13 protein-coding genes are annotated in these 16,064 nt (G+C 71.0%); 8 read left to right on the top strand and 5 right to left on the bottom strand.

The features are described from left to right. Window positions 1-86: 86 nt before the first annotated feature. Window positions 87-704 (bottom strand): nucleotide exchange factor GrpE, encoded by a 618-nt coding sequence (locus FYC51_RS08640; protein WP_148733171.1) that lies wholly within the window; start codon window positions 702-704, stop codon window positions 87-89. Between the two features lie 2 nt (window positions 705-706). Beyond that, on the bottom strand, window positions 707-2,587 hold the full coding sequence (dnaK, locus tag FYC51_RS08635; protein ID WP_148733170.1) for a molecular chaperone DnaK: 1,881 nt from the start codon (window positions 2,585-2,587) through the stop codon (window positions 707-709). Window positions 2,588-2,952: 365 nt separating this feature from the next. Between dnaK and FYC51_RS08630 the strand changes: the two genes are divergently transcribed. The 3 genes from FYC51_RS08630 to FYC51_RS08620 all read left to right on the top strand — a co-directional run bounded on the left by FYC51_RS08630 (window position 2,953) and on the right by FYC51_RS08620 (window position 7,357). Then, window positions 2,953-4,416, top strand: a complete 1,464-nt coding sequence (locus tag FYC51_RS08630; RefSeq protein WP_148733169.1) for a basic amino acid/polyamine antiporter — start codon at window positions 2,953-2,955, stop codon at window positions 4,414-4,416. A 43-nt stretch (window positions 4,417-4,459) separates the two neighbouring features. Then, window positions 4,460-5,695, top strand: a complete 1,236-nt coding sequence (locus FYC51_RS08625) for an arginine deiminase (RefSeq protein WP_148733168.1) — start codon at window positions 4,460-4,462, stop codon at window positions 5,693-5,695. 135 nt (window positions 5,696-5,830) lie between these two features. Beyond that, on the top strand, window positions 5,831-7,357 hold the full coding sequence (locus tag FYC51_RS08620; protein WP_238476272.1) for a M1 family metallopeptidase: 1,527 nt from the start codon (window positions 5,831-5,833) through the stop codon (window positions 7,355-7,357). A 63-nt stretch (window positions 7,358-7,420) separates the two neighbouring features. Here FYC51_RS08620 and FYC51_RS08615 read toward each other — a convergent pair whose 3' ends face one another. Continuing rightward, window positions 7,421-8,503: a cation diffusion facilitator family transporter gene (locus FYC51_RS08615; RefSeq protein WP_148733167.1), complete on the bottom strand. Its 1,083-nt coding sequence runs from the start codon at window positions 8,501-8,503 to the stop codon at window positions 7,421-7,423. 130 nt (window positions 8,504-8,633) lie between these two features. After that, a complete protein-coding gene (locus FYC51_RS08610) occupies window positions 8,634-10,217 on the bottom strand; it encodes an MFS transporter (RefSeq protein WP_148733166.1) in 1,584 nt (527 codons plus the stop codon). A 116-nt stretch (window positions 10,218-10,333) separates the two neighbouring features. Here FYC51_RS08610 and FYC51_RS08605 point away from each other — a divergent pair, with 116 nt between their 5' ends. After that, on the top strand, window positions 10,334-10,600 hold the full coding sequence (locus FYC51_RS08605; protein WP_148733165.1) for a hypothetical protein: 267 nt from the start codon (window positions 10,334-10,336) through the stop codon (window positions 10,598-10,600). 42 nt (window positions 10,601-10,642) lie between these two features. On the opposite strand, the gene FYC51_RS08600 is transcribed toward FYC51_RS08605, so the two are convergent. Further along, the gene (locus FYC51_RS08600) at window positions 10,643-11,209 is read right to left on the bottom strand and encodes a TOPRIM nucleotidyl transferase/hydrolase domain-containing protein (RefSeq protein WP_148733164.1); all 567 of its coding nucleotides are present in this window, start codon (window positions 11,207-11,209) and stop codon (window positions 10,643-10,645) included. 53 nt (window positions 11,210-11,262) lie between these two features. Between FYC51_RS08600 and FYC51_RS08595 the strand changes: the two genes are divergently transcribed. From FYC51_RS08595 to FYC51_RS08580, 4 genes are all read left to right on the top strand, one after another. Continuing rightward, entirely contained in the window at window positions 11,263-12,480 is a 1,218-nt protein-coding gene (locus FYC51_RS08595) for a glycosyltransferase (RefSeq protein WP_238476363.1), read from the top strand. A 250-nt stretch (window positions 12,481-12,730) separates the two neighbouring features. After that, window positions 12,731-13,600, top strand: coding sequence for a serine protein kinase RIO (locus tag FYC51_RS08590; protein WP_148733162.1), 870 nt, complete (start codon window positions 12,731-12,733; stop codon window positions 13,598-13,600). Between the two features lie 139 nt (window positions 13,601-13,739). Beyond that, window positions 13,740-14,522, top strand: a complete 783-nt coding sequence (locus tag FYC51_RS08585; protein ID WP_148733161.1) for an endonuclease/exonuclease/phosphatase family protein — start codon at window positions 13,740-13,742, stop codon at window positions 14,520-14,522. A 138-nt stretch (window positions 14,523-14,660) separates the two neighbouring features. Then, entirely contained in the window at window positions 14,661-16,061 is a 1,401-nt protein-coding gene (locus tag FYC51_RS08580; RefSeq protein ID WP_148733160.1) for an MFS transporter, read from the top strand. Window positions 16,062-16,064 lie beyond the last annotated feature (3 nt).

Genomic DNA, 16,064 nt, shown 5'->3' with positions numbered 1-16,064 from the left:
GCACCTCCTTCCTGAAGTCTGCCTGAAACGATGTGGGCCGGCCCGCGACATCCGGTGCATCGGATGCCGCGAGCCGGCCGAACGGGTTACTGCGGCGTCTTGACGACGACCTTCGCCGCGCGCAGCAGCGTGCCGCCGAGCAGGTACCCCGTCTCGACGACGTCGGCGACCGTGTCGGTGTCGACCTCGTCGGACGGCTGCTGGAAGATCGCCTCGTGCCGCGTCGGGTCGAACGGCTCGCCGACCTCGCCGAACGGCGTCAGCCCGAGCTTCTCGACCGCCGCGCGGAGCTTCGCCGCGATGGTCGCGAAGGGGGCGTCGCCCTCGAGGTCGCCGTGCTTCTCGGCGCGGTCGAGGTCGTCGAGCACGGGCAGCAGCACCGAGACCGCCGCGCCGACCGCGCGCTCGCGCTCGACCTCGCGGTTCGCCTCGGTGCGCTTGCGGTAGTTCGCGTACTCCGCGGTGACGCGCTTGAGGTCGGCGAGGTGCTCGTCGCTCGGCTCCTGCACCTCCGCCTGCGCGGCGTTCAGGATGTCGTCGACCGTGAGCACGTCCTCATCGCCGGGCTCGGCCGACGCGGCATCCGTCGCCTCGACCTCGCCCTCGTGCGCGCCCTCGGGCTGCCGAACCTGACCCGTCTCGGGGTCGATCCGCCGCTTGTCGCGGATGATCGGCTCGTCGTGGTTCTGGTTCTCGTCCGACATGATTACTTCTTCTCGTCCTCGTCGTCGATGACCTCGGCGTCGACCACGTCCTCGTCGGAGGAGCTGCCGCCGTCGGTGCCGCTGGCGGAGGCGTCCTCACCGGGGTTGCCCGGGTTGGCGCCCGCGGGCTGCTGCTGCGAGGAGGCGTAGATCGCCTCGCCGAGCTTGCCCTGCGACTGGGAGAGCTTGTCGAACGCCGACTTCACGGCCGCGTCGTCGTCGCCGGCGAGCGCCGACTTCAGCGCGTCGACGTCGCCCTGCACCTCGGACTTCACGTCCTCGGGGAGCTTGTCGTCGTTGTCCTTGATGAGCTTCTCGATCTGGTAGACGAGCTGCTCGGCCTGGTTGCGCGTCTCGGCGGACTCGCGGCGCTTCTTGTCGTCGGCCGCGTGCTCCTCGGCGTCGCGCACCATGCGCTCGATGTCCTCCTTGGGGAGGCTCGAGCCGCCCGTGATGGTCATCGACTGCTCCTTGCCGGTGCCCTTGTCCTTGGCGGACACGTGCACGATGCCGTTCGCGTCGATGTCGAAGGTGACCTCGATCTGGGGGATGCCGCGGGGGGCCGGGGCGATGCCGGTCAGCTCGAACGTGCCGAGCGGCTTGTTGTCGCGCGTGAACTCGCGCTCGCCCTGGAAGACCTGGATCGCGACCGACGGCTGGTTGTCGTCGGCGGTCGTGAAGGTCTCGCTGCGCTTGGTCGGGATGGCCGTGTTGCGCTCGATGAGCCGCGTCATGATGCCGCCCTTGGTCTCGATGCCGAGGCTGAGGGGGGTGACGTCGATGAGCAGCACGTCCTTGCGCTCGCCCTTGAGGACGCCCGCCTGCAGGGCGGCGCCCACGGCGACGACCTCGTCGGGGTTCACGCCCTTGTTGGGCTCCTTGCCGGTCTCCTGCTTCACGAGCTCGGAGACGGCGGGCATGCGGGTCGAGCCGCCGACGAGCACCACGTGCGCGATGTCGGACACCTTGATGCCGGCCTCGCGGATGACGTCCTCGAAGGGCTTCTTGGTGCGGTCGAGCAGGTCGCTCGTCATGTTCTCGAACTGCGCGCGGGTGAGCGTCTCGTCGAGGTTCGCGGGCCCGTTCTCGGTGAGCGAGAGGTAGGGCAGCTGGATGTTCGTGGACATGGAGCTCGAGAGCTCCTTCTTCGCCTGCTCCGCGGCCTCCTTGAGGCGCTGCAGCGCGATGCGGTCCTTCGACACGTCGACGCCGGTGGTGTCCTTGAAGCGCTTGATCAGCCACTCGACGATGCGCTGGTCCCAGTCGTCGCCGCCGAGGCGGTTGTCGCCGGCGGTCGCGCGGACCTGGATGGTCGAGAAGTCGTCGTCCTTGCCCACCTCGAGGAGGGAGACGTCGAAGGTGCCGCCGCCGAGGTCGAAGACGAGGATGAGCTCGTCCTCCTTGCCCTTGTCGAGGCCGTAGGCGAGGGCCGCGGCGGTGGGCTCGTTGATGATGCGGAGCACGTTGAGGCCCGCGATCTCGCCCGCCTCCTTGGTGGCCTGTCGCTCGGCGTCGTTGAAGTACGCGGGCACGGTGACGACGGCGTCGGTGACCGTGTCGCCGAGGTACTGCTCGGCGTCGCGCTTCAGCTTCTGCAGGATGCGCGCCGAGATCTCCTGCGGCGTGTACGTCTTGCCGTCGATCTCCTTCGACCAGTCGGTGCCCATGTGGCGCTTCACCGACGCGATGGTGCGGTCGACGTTGGTGACGGCCTGGCGCTTGGCGGTCTCGCCGACGAGCACCTCGCCGTCCTTCGTGAACGCGACGACCGACGGGGTCGTGCGGAAGCCCTCGGCGTTCGCGATGACCGTGGGCTCGCCGCCCTCGAGCACGCTCACGACGGAGTTCGTGGTGCCGAGGTCGATTCCTACTGCTCGTGACATGTGTGTATCTCCTTCTGCCGGGAGCCTGCGCGAGCGGATGCCGCGCGCACTCCATCGGCGGTCGGCCCGGCCGTCCTGGCCCGCGACCGAAGTCAGTGGCGTCGGAACTTGAGTCCCAACGGCTCAAGTGTGCCAAGTGCTCGAGGAACGTGTCAAGTCGGATCCGCCGAAGTTGAGCCCAGTCGACTCAACTCACGGCTGGTTCCCAGTATTCGGGCTGCACGTGCGCCTGACGCCGTCGAGCGTCGCCGCCTGCGTCGCGACGCTTGCGGCGGCATCCGGCCTGCGCTAGACACGGGATCGGGCCGTGCGCCCGCCCTGCACCGTTCGCACCTGGGGGATCGAGCACTGGGGAGGGACGACCGATGACGACCGCCGCCGAGACGTCGACGACGACCTCGAAGCTCAGCCTGCCGGCCCTGACGGCCATGGTCGTCGGCTCGATGGTCGGCGCCGGGGTGTTCCAGCTCCCCGCGCGCTTCGCGAGCCAGACGGGGGTCTACGGGGCGCTGATCGCCTGGGCGATCGCCGGGCTCGGCATGCTGACGCTCGCCCTCGTGTTCCAGACGCTCGCGGTGCGCAAGCCGAAGCTCGACAACGGCGTGTACGTCTACGCGCGCGAGGGGTTCGGCCTCTATCCCGGCTTCCTGTCGGCCATCGGCTTCTGGGCGTCGGCGTGCGCCGGCAACGCGTTCTACTGGGTCCTCATCATGACGACGCTGAGCCAGCTCTTCCCCGACCTCGAGCCGCTGCTCGGGCAGGGCGACACCTGGCCGGCGTTCCTCATCTCGGCGGCCGCGGTCTGGGGCTTCTTCCTGCTCATCCGACGCGGGGTGAAGGAGGCGGCCGGCATCAACCTCATCGTGACGCTCGCGAAGCTCGTGCCGCTGGCGCTGTTCCTCGTGCTCGTCGTGTTCTTCCTCGACTGGGACGTGTTCGTCGCGAACCTCGGCGGCGGCGCCGACGCGCCCGGCGGCGAGTCGCTGTTCGAGCAGGTGCAGGGGACCATGCTCATCACGGTCTTCGTCTTCCTCGGCATCGAGGGCGCGAGCGTGTACTCGCGCTACGCGAAGCGCCGCGAGGACGTCGGCCGGGCCACCGTGCTCGGGTTCCTCTCGGTGCTCGCGCTGTTCGCGTCGGTCTCGATCCTGTCGTACGGCATCCTGCCGAAGTCGGAGCTCGCCGCCCTGCCCCAGCCGTCCGTCGGCGGCGTGCTGGAGGCCGCGGTGGGCCCGTGGGGCGGCGCGTTCATCCGGGTCGGGCTGATCATCTCGGTGCTCGGGGCGTACCTGGCGTGGCAACTCCTCGCCGCCGACGTCGTGTACGCCGCCGCGCGCGACAACGACCTGCCCCGCCACTTCGCCGCGCTCAACCGGCGCGAGGTGCCCGAGCACGCCGTGCTCTGGACCTCGATCTTCGTGACGGCGATCCTCTTCGCGGTGCAGTTCGTGCGGAACGCCCTCGACTTCACGCTCGACCTGACCGCCGCGCTCGCCCTGGCGCCCTACGCGCTCGCGAGCGCCTACGCCGTCAAGATCGCCCTGCGACGCGACGGGTACGCCGACGTCGAGCCCGCACAGCGCACCCGCGAGCTCGTGATCGCGTCGGTCTCGACGATCTACACGCTCTTCCTGATGTGGGCGGCCGGGTACGTGTTCCTGTTCCTCGCCTGCATCCTGCTCGCGCCGGCAACCGTGCTCTACTTCCTCGCCCGGCGACAGCAGGGCGCGCGGGTCTTCACGCGGCCGGGCCTGGCGGTCTTCATCGTCGTCCTGGCCTTCGCGCTGGTCGGGGTCGTGCTGCTCGCGACAGGGGTCGTGCAGATCTGATCACGTGCAGCGGATGCCGCGCGCACGACGGAAGGGAGCGTTCATGTCCACCACGTTCGGGGTCCACTCCGAGGTCGGCAGGCTCAACCGGGTGCTCGTGTGCCGCCCCGGACTCGGGCACGAGCGCCTCACGCCGAGCAACAACGACGCGCTGCTGTTCGACGACGTGCTCTGGGTGCACAACGCGAAGCGCGACCACCACGACTTCGTGCTGAAGCTGCAGGATCGCGGCGTCGAGGTGGTCGAGCTCCACGACCTGCTCGCCGAGACGCTCGGCGTGCCCGGCGCGCGGGAGTGGCTGCTCGACCGCAAGATCACCGCCAACGAGGTCGGATACGGCCTCGTCGGCGACACGCGCGCCTACCTCGACTCCCTCGACGAGGCGCTGCTGGCCGAGCTGCTCATCGGCGGGCTCTCGACCCGGGAGCTGCCCGACGACTTCCGGTCGGACGCCCTCGCACTCGCACGGGAGTCGTCGGGCGTCGACGAGTACCTCATGGCGCCGCTGCCGAACACGATCTACACGCGCGACACGACGTGCTGGATCTACGGCGGCCTCACCCTGAACCCCCTCTACTGGCCCGCACGACACGGCGAGACCCTGCTCATGAAGGCGATCTACGAGTTCCACCCCGAGTACACGGGCAACACCGTCTGGTGGGGAGACCCCGAGGAGGACTGGGGACAGGCGACGCTCGAGGGCGGCGACGTCATGCCCGTCGGCAACGGCGCGGTGCTCATCGGCATGAGCGAGCGCACGTCGCGACAGGCCATCACGCAGGTCGCCGCGAGGCTGTTCGAGGCGGATGCGGCGACCCGGGTCGTGGTGGCGGGGATGCCGAAGCTCCGCGCGGCGATGCACCTCGACACGGTGTTCACGTTCGCCGATCGCGACCTCGTGACGTACTACCCCGACATCGTCGACGGCATCCACGCGTTCTCGCTGCGACCGGCCGACGACGGCGGCCTCGAGGTCACCGAGGAGCGCCGGCCGTTCGTCGAGGTCGTCGCCGACGCGCTCGGCCTGCCCCGCCTCCGCACCGTCGAGCCCGGCGGCGGTTGGTACGCGGGCGAGCGCCAGCAGTGGGACAGCGGCAACAACGCGGTCGCCGTCGAGCCCGGCGTCGTCTTCACGTACGACCGGAACACCCACACGAACACACTGCTCCGCAAGGCCGGCGTCGAGGTGATCACCATCGTCGGCGCCGAGCTCGGCCGCGGTCGTGGCGGCGGCCACTGCATGACCTGCCCGATCTCGCGCGACCCCGTCGAGTACTAGACGACGCGCTCGAACAGCGGATGCCGCGGCGGAACCCGGCGGCGACCGACCCCCGTCCCGGGTCTTCCGGCGCATGCGTGCCGAGGGCTAGGGTTTCGCCCAAGTGCGTCATACGGAACGGCTGAGGGAGGACTCGTGAACAGGTTGCGGACACGGATGCTCGGCGGGGCGACCGCCGCGCTGGTGGTGATCGCGGGGCTCGGCACGATCGGCGCGGCCGCCGCGCCCAAGGGGCCCGGACCGCGCTACACGGCGGGGGCCGACGGCGCGGGCGACCCGTACTTCCCGTATTCGGGCAACGGCGGCTACGACGCGCAGCACTACGACCTCGCCGTCACCTACACGCCCCCGGCTGCGGCGCCCGCGCCGCTCGAGGGCGAGCTGGCGGGCATCGCGACGATCGACCTCGTCGCCACCCAGGACCTCGACCGGTTCAACCTCGACCTGCGCGACATGGACGTGACAGCGCTCAGCGTCGACGGCAAGGCCGCTGCCGAGGTGGCCGTGCCGGCGGCCGGCGTCGAGGTGGACGGCGCCGCCTACTGGCAGGTGCAGGATGACGACGCACGCATCTGGGAGCTCACGGTGCAGCCCCGCCCGAAGATCAAGGCCGGCCAGCACGTGCAGGTGGTCGTCGAGTACGAGGGCACGACCACGCAGCCCGAGGACATCGAGGGCGCGCTCTACGGCTGGGTCACCATGCGCGACGGCGCCATGGTCGTGAGCGAGCCGGAGGGCTCGATGACGTGGTACCCGGTGAGCGACCACCAGACCGACAAGGCGACGTACAGCTTCGAGATCACGGTGCCCGAGGGGAAGGTCGCCGTCGCGAACGGCACGCAGTCGAAGCCCGCGGAGACGGCCGACGGCTGGACGACCTGGTTCTGGAATGCGCCTGACGCGCAGGCCAGTTACCTGACGACGGCGTCGGTCGGCGACTTCGTCATCCGACCCACCTACTGGTCGACCAGTGGCGTGCCGATCATCGACGCGGTGGACGCGAACCTGACCCCCGCCCGCTTGGCCACGACGAATGCGAGCCTGGCCCGCCAGGTCGAGATGATCGACTTCTTCGAGAGCCGGTTCGGCCCGTATCCGTTCGGCTCGGCCGGGGCGATCGTCGACGACGACACGGTCTTCTACGCCCTGGAGACCCAGACCCGGCCCGTCTACTCGCGTCAGGCCTCCGAGGGCACCGTCGCGCACGAGATCGCGCACCAGTGGTTCGGCGACGCCGTGAGCCCCGAGGGCTGGAAGGACATCTGGCTCAACGAGGGCTGGGCGACCTACGCCACGTGGCTCTGGAACGAGCAGGAGGGCGACGCGACCGCGCAGGAGTCGTACAACGAGTGGTACGCCGAGGAGCCCGCCGACTCCGACTACTGGGAACTCCAGATCGGCGATCCGCAGCCGCTCGGGCTCTTCCTCGGGCCGGTCTACGACCGCGGCGCCGGCACGCTCCACGCCCTGCGCCTCGAGGTCGGCGACGACGCGTTCTTCGAGGGCGCGCAGCTCTGGCTCGACCGCTACGACGACTCGACGGGCTCCGCCGAGGACTTCCAGGCCGTGTACGAGGAGGTCTCGGGCCAGGACCTCGACGAGTTCTTCCAGACCTGGCTGTACGACCAGGAGAAGCCGCCGGCCACCTGGACGCTGCCGTAGGCAGCCGGCCATCCATCGGCCCTCGCGCGTCGGAGCTCCGGCCCGCCGCGCGGGGGCCGATCGTCATTCCCGGCCGGGCGGGCGGGCGACCGAGGCGTGCACCGCGAACCGGTCCAGGTTCGGGACGGCCCGGCGCACCCGTCCCTCGGCCTCCGCGGCGACGGCCTCGGCCGCTCGCAGGGTCGGGTCGCCCTCCAGTACGACGTCGGCATCTCCCGAGAGCCGGTGCCCACTCCACCGCAGACGCACGGATGCCACGCCGGCCACACCGTCCGCATGGGCGAGCGCGTGCTCGGCGCGATCGAGCAGGTCGGGCTCGATCCCGTCCATGAGCCGTCGACCGACACTCCGCACGGTCCCCCAGAGCAGCACCATGATGACGGCCGAGATCGCGAGCCCGATGATCGGGTCGGCGATCGGGAAGCCGAGCGCGACGCCCGCAGCGCCGAGCACGACGGCGAGCGAGGTGAACCCGTCGGTGCGGGCGTGCACGCCGTCGGCGACGAGGGCCGCCGAGCCGATGCGGCGCCCCACACGGATGCGGTAGATCGCCACCGCCTCGTTGCCCGCGAATCCGATCAGGCCCGCGAGCGCGAGCAGCGCGAGGTGCTCGACGGGCCGGGGATGGATGAGCCGGTCGATCGCCTGCCACGCCGCGACGACCGCCGAGAGCGCGACGACCGCCACGATGAAGAGCCCCGCGAGGTCCTCGGCCCGACCGTAGCCGTACGGATACCGACGCGACGGCAGCCGACGGGCCAGGGCGAACGCGATCCAGAGCGGGACGGCGGTCAGTGCGTCGGCGAAGTTGTGCACGGTGTCGGCGAGCAGGGCGACCGAGTTGCTGAGGAACACCACCGCCAGCTGGAGCACCGTGGTCGCGAGCAGCACGAACAGGCTGATCTTGAGGGCCCGCACGCCCTGGGCGCTCGCCTCGAGCGCGTCGTCGACCGAGTCGGCCGCGTCGTGCGTGTGCGGCACGAAGAACTCGCGCAGCACACCGCGGATGCCGCGTCCGTGCTCGTGCAGGTGGTCGTGGTCGCTGCGGTCGTCGAGCGGGTGGTCGTGGTCGTCGTGGTGCTCGTGCACGTGGTCGTGCCCGTCGTGGTCGTGACCGCGCGCATGCCGATGCGGGCTTCCGGTCATGCGGTCCCCCCTCCGTCGGACGCCCGGTGGTGGCGCGGGTGCGCAGATATTCGCACACGACGGATGCCGCGGCAATGCCGGGGACGAGCACGACGACGACGCGGCATCCGCCCATCGATGCCGTTGCGAGTCAGCCGAGCATCATCCCCTCGCTCGCGCCCGACGGCTTGGGATCGGGCAGTCGACGCATCCGGAACCCGTTCAGGATGCCGAGCACGCCGGCGAGGATCGGCACGAAGAGGGCGACCTGCAGGGCGATGTTCCGCGACTCGGTGTTGATGCTGATGATCTCGGCCTGCACGTCGGCCGGCTCGTCGGCGAGGAGCTCCGCGAGACCGGTGTTCGACATGATCTCGGCGTCCTCCTCGAGCACGGTCGAGACCTGCTGCTGCTCCTCGGGCGAGAGCACCGTGCTGGCGTCGGCGCGCGCGGTGAACGTGAACGCGAGGGTCGCGAGCATGATCGCCCCGGCGAACGCGAGCCCGAACGAGAGGCCGAACGAACCGGCGGCGGAGTTCACGCCCGCCGCTTCGCTGACCCGCTCGTCGGAGATCGGCGAGAGCGTGTAGTTGTTGAGCTGCGACACGAGCAGGCCGAGGCCGCAGCCCGAGATGATGAGCGGGATCGTGAGCCACCAGCCCGAGTCGGCGATCGGCACGATCGGCACGAGGATCGCGAGGCCGGCCACCACGAGGACGAATCCCCACAGGATGACGACCGCGGGGCGGCGCTTCAGTCCGCGGCCTGCGAGCAGCGCGATGACGAACATGCTGAGCGACAGCGGCGCGATCGAGAGGCCCGCCTGCAGCGCGTTGTACTCGAACACCATCTGCAGGTAGATCGGCAGCACGATCATGGTGCCGCCCAGTGCGACCTGCTGCAGCAGCTGGCCGGATGCCCCGGCGCGGAACATCTTCGACTCGAAGAGGGTCGGGTCGAGCAACGTGGCCTTGCCGCTCGCCTTGCGCCGACGGAGCCACCACACCAGCCCGCCGAGCGCCACGACGCCCAGGCCGATGATCACGCCGACGTAGCCGCCGCCCTCCTGCCACACGAGGATGCCGGTGACCACTCCGCCCATGCCGATGATCGAGAGCGCGGCGCCGACGAGGTCGACCGACCGGTCGCCGTGGTACGGCACGTCCTTCACGAGGCCGATGCCCGCGAGCACGACCGCGATGATCACGGCCTCGAGCAGGAAGCCGACGCGCCAGGAGAGGAACGTGGTGATGAAGCCGCCGAGCAGCGGCCCGACGGCCGCGGCGATGGCGGCGGACGCCCCGACGAGCGCGTACACCCGCTTCTGGTGCGCCCCCTCGAAGTTGCCGTGGATGAGGGACTGCATCGAGGGGAGCAGCAGCGAGGCGCCGATGCCGCCGATGATCGCCCAGAAGATGATGATCGCGCTGAGGTTCTGCGCCAGCGTCATGGCGATGGCGCCGACGGCGTAGCCGAGCAGGCCGAGGATGTAGGCGAGCTTGCGGCCGATGAGGTCGCCGGTCTTGCCGCCGATGAGGATGAACGCGGCCGAGACGAGCGCCTCGAGCGCGATCGCGCCCTGCACGCCGCTGACGGTCGTGTCGAGGTCGTGCACGACCGCGGAGATCGACACGTTCATCAGCGACGTGTCGACGACGAGCACGAACATCGCCATCGCGAGGAGGATCGCGAGACGGAAGTTGAACGGCGCCCCAGGCGCGCCCTGCCCACCCATGACAGAACACAACCACAGTCGGACCGGCGGGGATAGACCCAAACCGCGCGCCGCCGTCACCCGGCGCTGGCAGAATGGGGAACCGGATCACGGAGCACTCGCGAAGGAGCCACGACATGGCTGAACCGATCGAGGTCGGACTCGTCTCGTACACCCTCTCGGCCGACTACTACGCGGGCGTCGGAGCCGACTTCGACACCGAGGCGGTCGACGACGCCATCCTCGCGCGTTTGAACGAGCTGGTGCCGACGGGCGTCGTGGTGCACCGCAACGGCCAGGCGTTCGCCGAGCCCGACGTCGCCGACGTCGCCCGCGAGCTCGACTGGCAGCACCTGCTCTCGCAGATCGACATCGACCAGATCCTCGCCGACCACGCCCGCTGAGCCCGCCGGCTGAGACCGCCGGCTGAGCGCCGCCGACCGGTGTCAGCGCCCGACGGCGTCGAGCAGGCGCAGCATCGGCTGCGGCATCCGCTCGAGCGGCAGCACCTCGACGACGTCGGCGGCGAACCAGGTCTTGCGGCCGGCCGCCGTGCCGGCGAAGCGGCGCAACTGCGCCTCGATGGGCCGGTCGCGCTGGTAGGGCTGCTGCTGGAACGTGCGGAACCGCGCGAGATCGCGGTGCTCGGCGAGCACGCCCTCGATCACCTCGGGGCCGGCGGCGCGGATCAGCTCGTCCTCGAGGTCGAGCGTGCAGGCGAAGAAGCCGAGCGCCTCGAGGTCGTCGGTCGTGTCCGCCGGACCCCGGCCGGCCGCCGTCAGCATGCGGGCGACGTGCGCCTGCTCGCCCACGTCGAACAGGCCGAGCACGCGCGGCGGCGCATCCAGCGCATCGAGCTCGGCGAGGTGGTGGCGCAGGTTCGTGACGCCGTCCATCGGCACGACCTCGGCGCCGGATGCCGCGAGGTCGCGCTCGAGGCGGCGCGCGAGCGCCGCGAGCGCTCGCCGGTCGCTCTCGCCCTCGACGAGCACCACCGTGGCCTCCCTGCGCATGGCAGCACCCTATGCCAGAGTCGGAATCGCCGAAGGGAGCTGACGTGGCGGTGATGCTGTTCGCCCCGGTGACGTTCAACCTCGCCGAGACCACGCGCATGATCGAGGTGGCCCGCGCGCTCGGCCCCGGCCACCGGGCCGAGTTCATGGGCTACGAACACGACTTCGTGCAGCTCATCCACGATGCCGGTTTCCCCTACCATCCACTGGAACCGGCCTGGACGGCGGCGCAGCGGAAGCAGGCGCTCGACTTCGACCAGGGCCGGGCGATCCGCAGCCCGTTCACCAAGGAGCTCGTCGCGGCGCGCGTCGACGCGGAGCGCGGCCTGATCCGCGGGCTCGGGGCGTCGGCCGTGGTGATCGGCTCGAACATCACGTCGCTCATCTCGGCGCGTGCCGAAGGCGTGCCGCTGTTCTATCCCGTGCCGTTCGCGCTCACTGGCCCGCAAGTGACGCAGACCCGGCGCATGCACCTCGTGCCCGGCACGGGCGCCGTCGCCCGCGCGGCCGACCGCGTCGCCACGGCGGCGTTCCGATGGCTCTACACGCGCGCTCCGGTCGCGCCGCGCGCGTTCACGTCGGTGGCCCGTGCGAACGGGGTCGCGCCGCTGCGCACGGTCGCCTCGATGCTCGAGGCCGACGTCAACTTGCTCACGGTCATGCCCTGGGAGCTCGAGGGCTACGACCTTCCCGACGACTACCGTCGGGTCGGGCCGATCTTCGCCCGGATCGACGCACCGCTGCCGCCGATCGTCGAGGAGCTCGCCGCAGCGCCCGAGCCGCTCGTGTACCTCGGCCTCGGCTCGTCGGCCGACCGCAGACTGGCGCTCGCGGCCGCGGAGGTGCTCGGCGGCCTGCCCGTCAACGTCGTCGCGCCGATCCGCCACTACCTCGAGCCCGGCGACGCGGTGCCCGCGAACGTGCACGTCACCGAGCTGCTTCCGGCGCACCGGCTCGGGGGACTCGTCGACGCGGCCGTACTGCACGGCGGACAGGGCACCGTGCAGACCGCGTGCGCGACCGGCATCCCGTTCGTCGGCATGGGCCTGCAGCCCGAGCAGGTGTGGAACGTCGAGGTGTGCGTGCGGCAGGGCAATGCGCTCCGCGTGCCGCCGAAGCACGTGCGCCGGCCGCAGTTCCGGGCGGCGGTCGAGCGCGTGCTGTCGGATCCGGGGATGCGCGTCGCGGCGGCTCGGGTGCAGCGCGAGTTCGCGGGCGAGGACGGCGCCGCGGCGAGCGCCCGCATCATCGAGGCGGCTGTCGCCCGGTAGGTGGGCGTCACCCGGTGAGCGGCGCCGTCGCCGCGTGCACGCGTCGAATCGACCATGGACAGGGCGGCGGGCAGCGCGTATGCTCGCCTGCGGACCGCGCCACGCGGCATCCATGCCCGAGATCGGAAGGAGAGAACGATGAACACCGTCCTTGTCGCGCGCCTCATCGCAGACACCCTTCCCTGCGAGGCCGCCCGCCCGTAGCGCTCAGCGCCGCGTCCGGTGGCCTCCACGATCTCGGAGAACCACCGTGAACTTCCTCTCGTCTCTCGACGATTCCGGCGCGCCGTCCGGCGCGCCGACCGCCCTCGCGTTCCAGGCCGCCGAGCCCGGCGAGGGCCAGCGCTGGTCCACGTGGCCGGCGACCATCCCATCCGAACGCGGCCCCGAGCCGCGCCCCGACTGGCTCGTCACCTCCGCCGCGGCGATCGACACCGAACTCGGCGTCGTGAAGACCGGCAAGGAGGCGAACCTCCACCTCATCGAGCGGGCGATCCCGGATGCCCCGGCCGACGTGCCGGGCAATCGGGTGCTGCTCGCCGCCAAGCGGTACCGCACGAGCGAGCACTCGGACTTCCACCGCTCGGCGATCTACACCGAGGGTCGCGGACTGCGCCGCACCCGCGACGTGCGCGCCGTGGCCAAGGGCACGTCATTCGGTCGCGCCGTGGCCCGCGTGCAGTGGGCCTACGCCGAGTTCGACGCGCTGACCCGGCTCACCGAGCTCGGGGCATCCGTGCCCTACCCGGTGCAGGTGCACGAGACCGAGGTGCTCATGGAATTCATCGGCGACGGCCGCGTGGCCGCACCGCGCCTGGCCCAGCAGCGGGCGGATGCCGCGACCCTGCGCGACCTGTTCCAGCAGGTGGCGGACTTCATGCGGGTGCTCGCCCGGGCCGGCCTCGCGCACGGCGACCTCTCGCCGTACAACCTGCTCGTGCACCACGGGCGGATCGTGGCGATCGACCTGCCCCAGGTGGTCGACCTCGTGTCGAACCCGCAGGGCTTCGACCTGCTGCACCGCGACTGCGTGAACGTGTGCGACTGGTTCACCCGGCAGCGGCTCGAGTGCGACGGCGAGGAGCTGTTCGGCGAGCTCGTGGGCGAGGTCGGGTTCTAACGGCGCCCTCGCGAGGGGACGAGACACGCCCATCCAAGCGTGAACACCGCGGCGTGTTGCGTCCCTTCGCGAGGTGCGCGCCGTTCGGGGGTGCGCGCAAGGGGTTCCGGATGCCGCGGGCGCGGCCTACGCTCGCCGGATGCGGCTCGTGACGTGGAACGTGCTGTGGCGGTTCGAGCCCGACTGGCGGGCGCGGGAGCGCGGCATCCTCGCGACGCTCGAACGGCTGCGACCCGACGTCGTGGGCCTGCAGGAGTGCTGGGCGACCGACGAGACGTCGCAGGCGCACGTCGTGGCCGAGCGGCTCGGGCTGCACGCCGAGTTCCTCGCGCCGTCGCTGCCGCCCGTGCCGATGCCGCCCGAGCATCCCGAGCAGGCGGATGTCGCGATGGGCGTCGGCCTCGTGAGCCGGTGGCCGATCGGGACCGTCACGCGGCACGTACTGCCCGTGAGCCACCGCCAGGTCGCGCCCGTCGCGCTCGAGGCCGAGGTGCGGCATCCGGATGCCGCGTTCCGCGTGATCGTCGCCGCGACCGAGTGGGAGCCGGAGTACGCCGACGACCACCTCGCGCAGGCGACGATGCTCGCCGAGCTGCTCGCGGGTGCCGCGAAGACGGGTCCGGCGTTCCTCCTCGCCGACCTCAACTGCGACGCGACGCAGCCGGAGTTCGCTCCACTCGCCGCCGTGGCCGACGACACGTGGGAGCTCGGCGGCGGCGACCCCGAGGCGGTCACGCTGAGCTCCGCGGTGCCCTTCGCACCGCTCGAGGCCGTGAAGGAGATCGACCGCCGCGTGGACCACGTGCTCGTGTGCCGTGGCGCCCGCGTGACGGTGCGATCCGCGTCGATCGTCCGCGAACCGGTCGACGGCCTGTTCCCGTCCGACCACTTCCCGGTCGTGGCCGACGTGCACCTGCCGTGACCCGGTGACGCAGCCCTCTCGCGCGCGGGGGATCGGCGGCGTTACAGTGCAGCAGGATCAGCGACGATCCCCGGCCGATGCGGTGGCGCTCAGCGCCGCGACATCCGCCGTTCACCCGAACGAACGAGGCTCTCCCACATGACCCAGCACTCCGAGTCCTCCGGCGCGACCGATCACCTCGAACCCGTGACCGGACTCGAGTTCCAGGGCGACCACCGGATCCCAGCGAAGCAGGTCTGGTCGTGGGCGCTGTGGGACTGGGCGACGCAGCCGTTCAATTCGGTGATCCTCACGTTCGTGTTCACGGCGCTCTACCTCACGAGCGACGCCTTCCTCGACCCCTCGGTCGCCGCCCTCGGCGAGAACGACCCGGCGAACGAGCAGGGCCTCGCCGACCTGGCGAGCGGGCTCGGCTGGGCCATCACGATCGCCGGCATCCTGATCGCCCTGCTCGCGCCCGTGCTCGGCCAGCGGGCGGATGTCTCGGGCCGCCGCAAGGTCTGGCTCGGCGGTGCGACGATCGCCCTCATCGCCACCATGTTCGCGCTGTTCTTCGTACAGGCGTCGCCGGCGTACTTCGTGCTCGGCATCGCGCTCATCGCGGCGGGCACGGTGTTCAGCGAGATCGCGGGCGTGAACTACAACGCGATGCTCGTGCAGGTGTCGACGCCGAAGACGGTCGGCAAGGTCTCGGGCCTCGGCTGGGGCCTCGGGTACATCGGCGGGATCATCGCGCTCGTGCTCGTGGTGATCGCGACGACGTTCGACTGGTGGGGCATGCCCACCGACAACGGCCTCGCCTACCGCGTCATCGCGGTCGGCTGCGCGATCTGGGCGATCCTGTTCGCCTGGCCGATCTTCGCGTACGTGCCCGAGGCGCCGCCCGCCGCGCACCGCGAGAAGGTCGGCTTCTTCCGCGGCTACGTCGTGCTCGTGCGGGACATCCGGGCGCTCTGGCGCGAGTCGCGGCCGACGTTCTGGTTCCTGCTCGCGAGCGCCGTGTTCCGCGACGGGCTCGCGGGCGTGTTCGCGTTCGGCGCGGTGATCGCCGCCGTCGCCTTCCATTTCACGAGGGACGAGGTGCTGCTCTTCGGCGTCGCCGCGAACCTCCTGGCCGGCCTCTCGACGATCCTCGCCGGCCGGTTCGACGATCGCTTCGGCGCCCGCGCCGTCATCCTCGTCGCCCTCGGCGGCCTCGTGATGTCGGGCCTGCTCGTGTTCTTCCTGCACGATGCGGGCAAGCTCGTGTTCTGGGTCTTCGGGCTCGTGCTCACGCTCTTCGTGGGCCCGGCCCAGGCGGCGTCGCGGTCGTTCCTCGCGCGGGTCACGCCGGCGGGCCGCGAGAGCGAGATCTTCGGCCTCTACGCGACGACCGGCCGCGCGGCGAGCTTCCTCTCGCCGCTGCTCTGGTCGCTGTTCATCGGGGTCGCGGGCGCGACGTACTGGGGCATCCTCGGCATCATCATCGTGCTCGCCGCCGGCTTCGTGATGATGCTGTTCGTGCGCGTGCCCGAGCGTGCGGAGGCGCCGGCGGCGTAGGCG

It is taken from the genome of Agromyces mariniharenae (assembly GCF_008122505.1).
Taxonomy (GTDB): Bacteria; Actinomycetota; Actinomycetes; order Actinomycetales; family Microbacteriaceae; genus Agromyces; species Agromyces mariniharenae.
This window is presented reverse-complemented; position numbering and strand designations above follow the sequence as displayed.

What these genes read in the sequence shown, in the direction of transcription:
- FYC51_RS08640 (WP_148733171.1), bottom strand. Translation starts at nt 704, where the DNA reads ATGTCGGACGAGAACCAGAACCACGACGAGCCGATCATCCGCGACAAG.
- dnaK (WP_148733170.1), bottom strand. Translation starts at nt 2,587, where the DNA reads ATGTCACGAGCAGTAGGAATCGACCTCGGCACCACGAACTCCGTCGTG.
- FYC51_RS08630 (WP_148733169.1), top strand. Translation starts at nt 2,953, where the DNA reads ATGACGACCGCCGCCGAGACGTCGACGACGACCTCGAAGCTCAGCCTG.
- FYC51_RS08625 (WP_148733168.1), top strand. Translation starts at nt 4,460, where the DNA reads ATGTCCACCACGTTCGGGGTCCACTCCGAGGTCGGCAGGCTCAACCGG.
- FYC51_RS08615 (WP_148733167.1), bottom strand. Translation starts at nt 8,503, where the DNA reads ATGACCGGAAGCCCGCATCGGCATGCGCGCGGTCACGACCACGACGGG.
- FYC51_RS08610 (WP_148733166.1), bottom strand. Translation starts at nt 10,217, where the DNA reads ATGGGTGGGCAGGGCGCGCCTGGGGCGCCGTTCAACTTCCGTCTCGCG.
- FYC51_RS08605 (WP_148733165.1), top strand. Translation starts at nt 10,334, where the DNA reads ATGGCTGAACCGATCGAGGTCGGACTCGTCTCGTACACCCTCTCGGCC.
- FYC51_RS08600 (WP_148733164.1), bottom strand. Translation starts at nt 11,209, where the DNA reads ATGCGCAGGGAGGCCACGGTGGTGCTCGTCGAGGGCGAGAGCGACCGG.
- FYC51_RS08595 (WP_238476363.1), top strand. Translation starts at nt 11,263, where the DNA reads ATGCTGTTCGCCCCGGTGACGTTCAACCTCGCCGAGACCACGCGCATG.
- FYC51_RS08585 (WP_148733161.1), top strand. Translation starts at nt 13,740, where the DNA reads ATGCGGCTCGTGACGTGGAACGTGCTGTGGCGGTTCGAGCCCGACTGG.
- FYC51_RS08580 (WP_148733160.1), top strand. Translation starts at nt 14,661, where the DNA reads ATGACCCAGCACTCCGAGTCCTCCGGCGCGACCGATCACCTCGAACCC.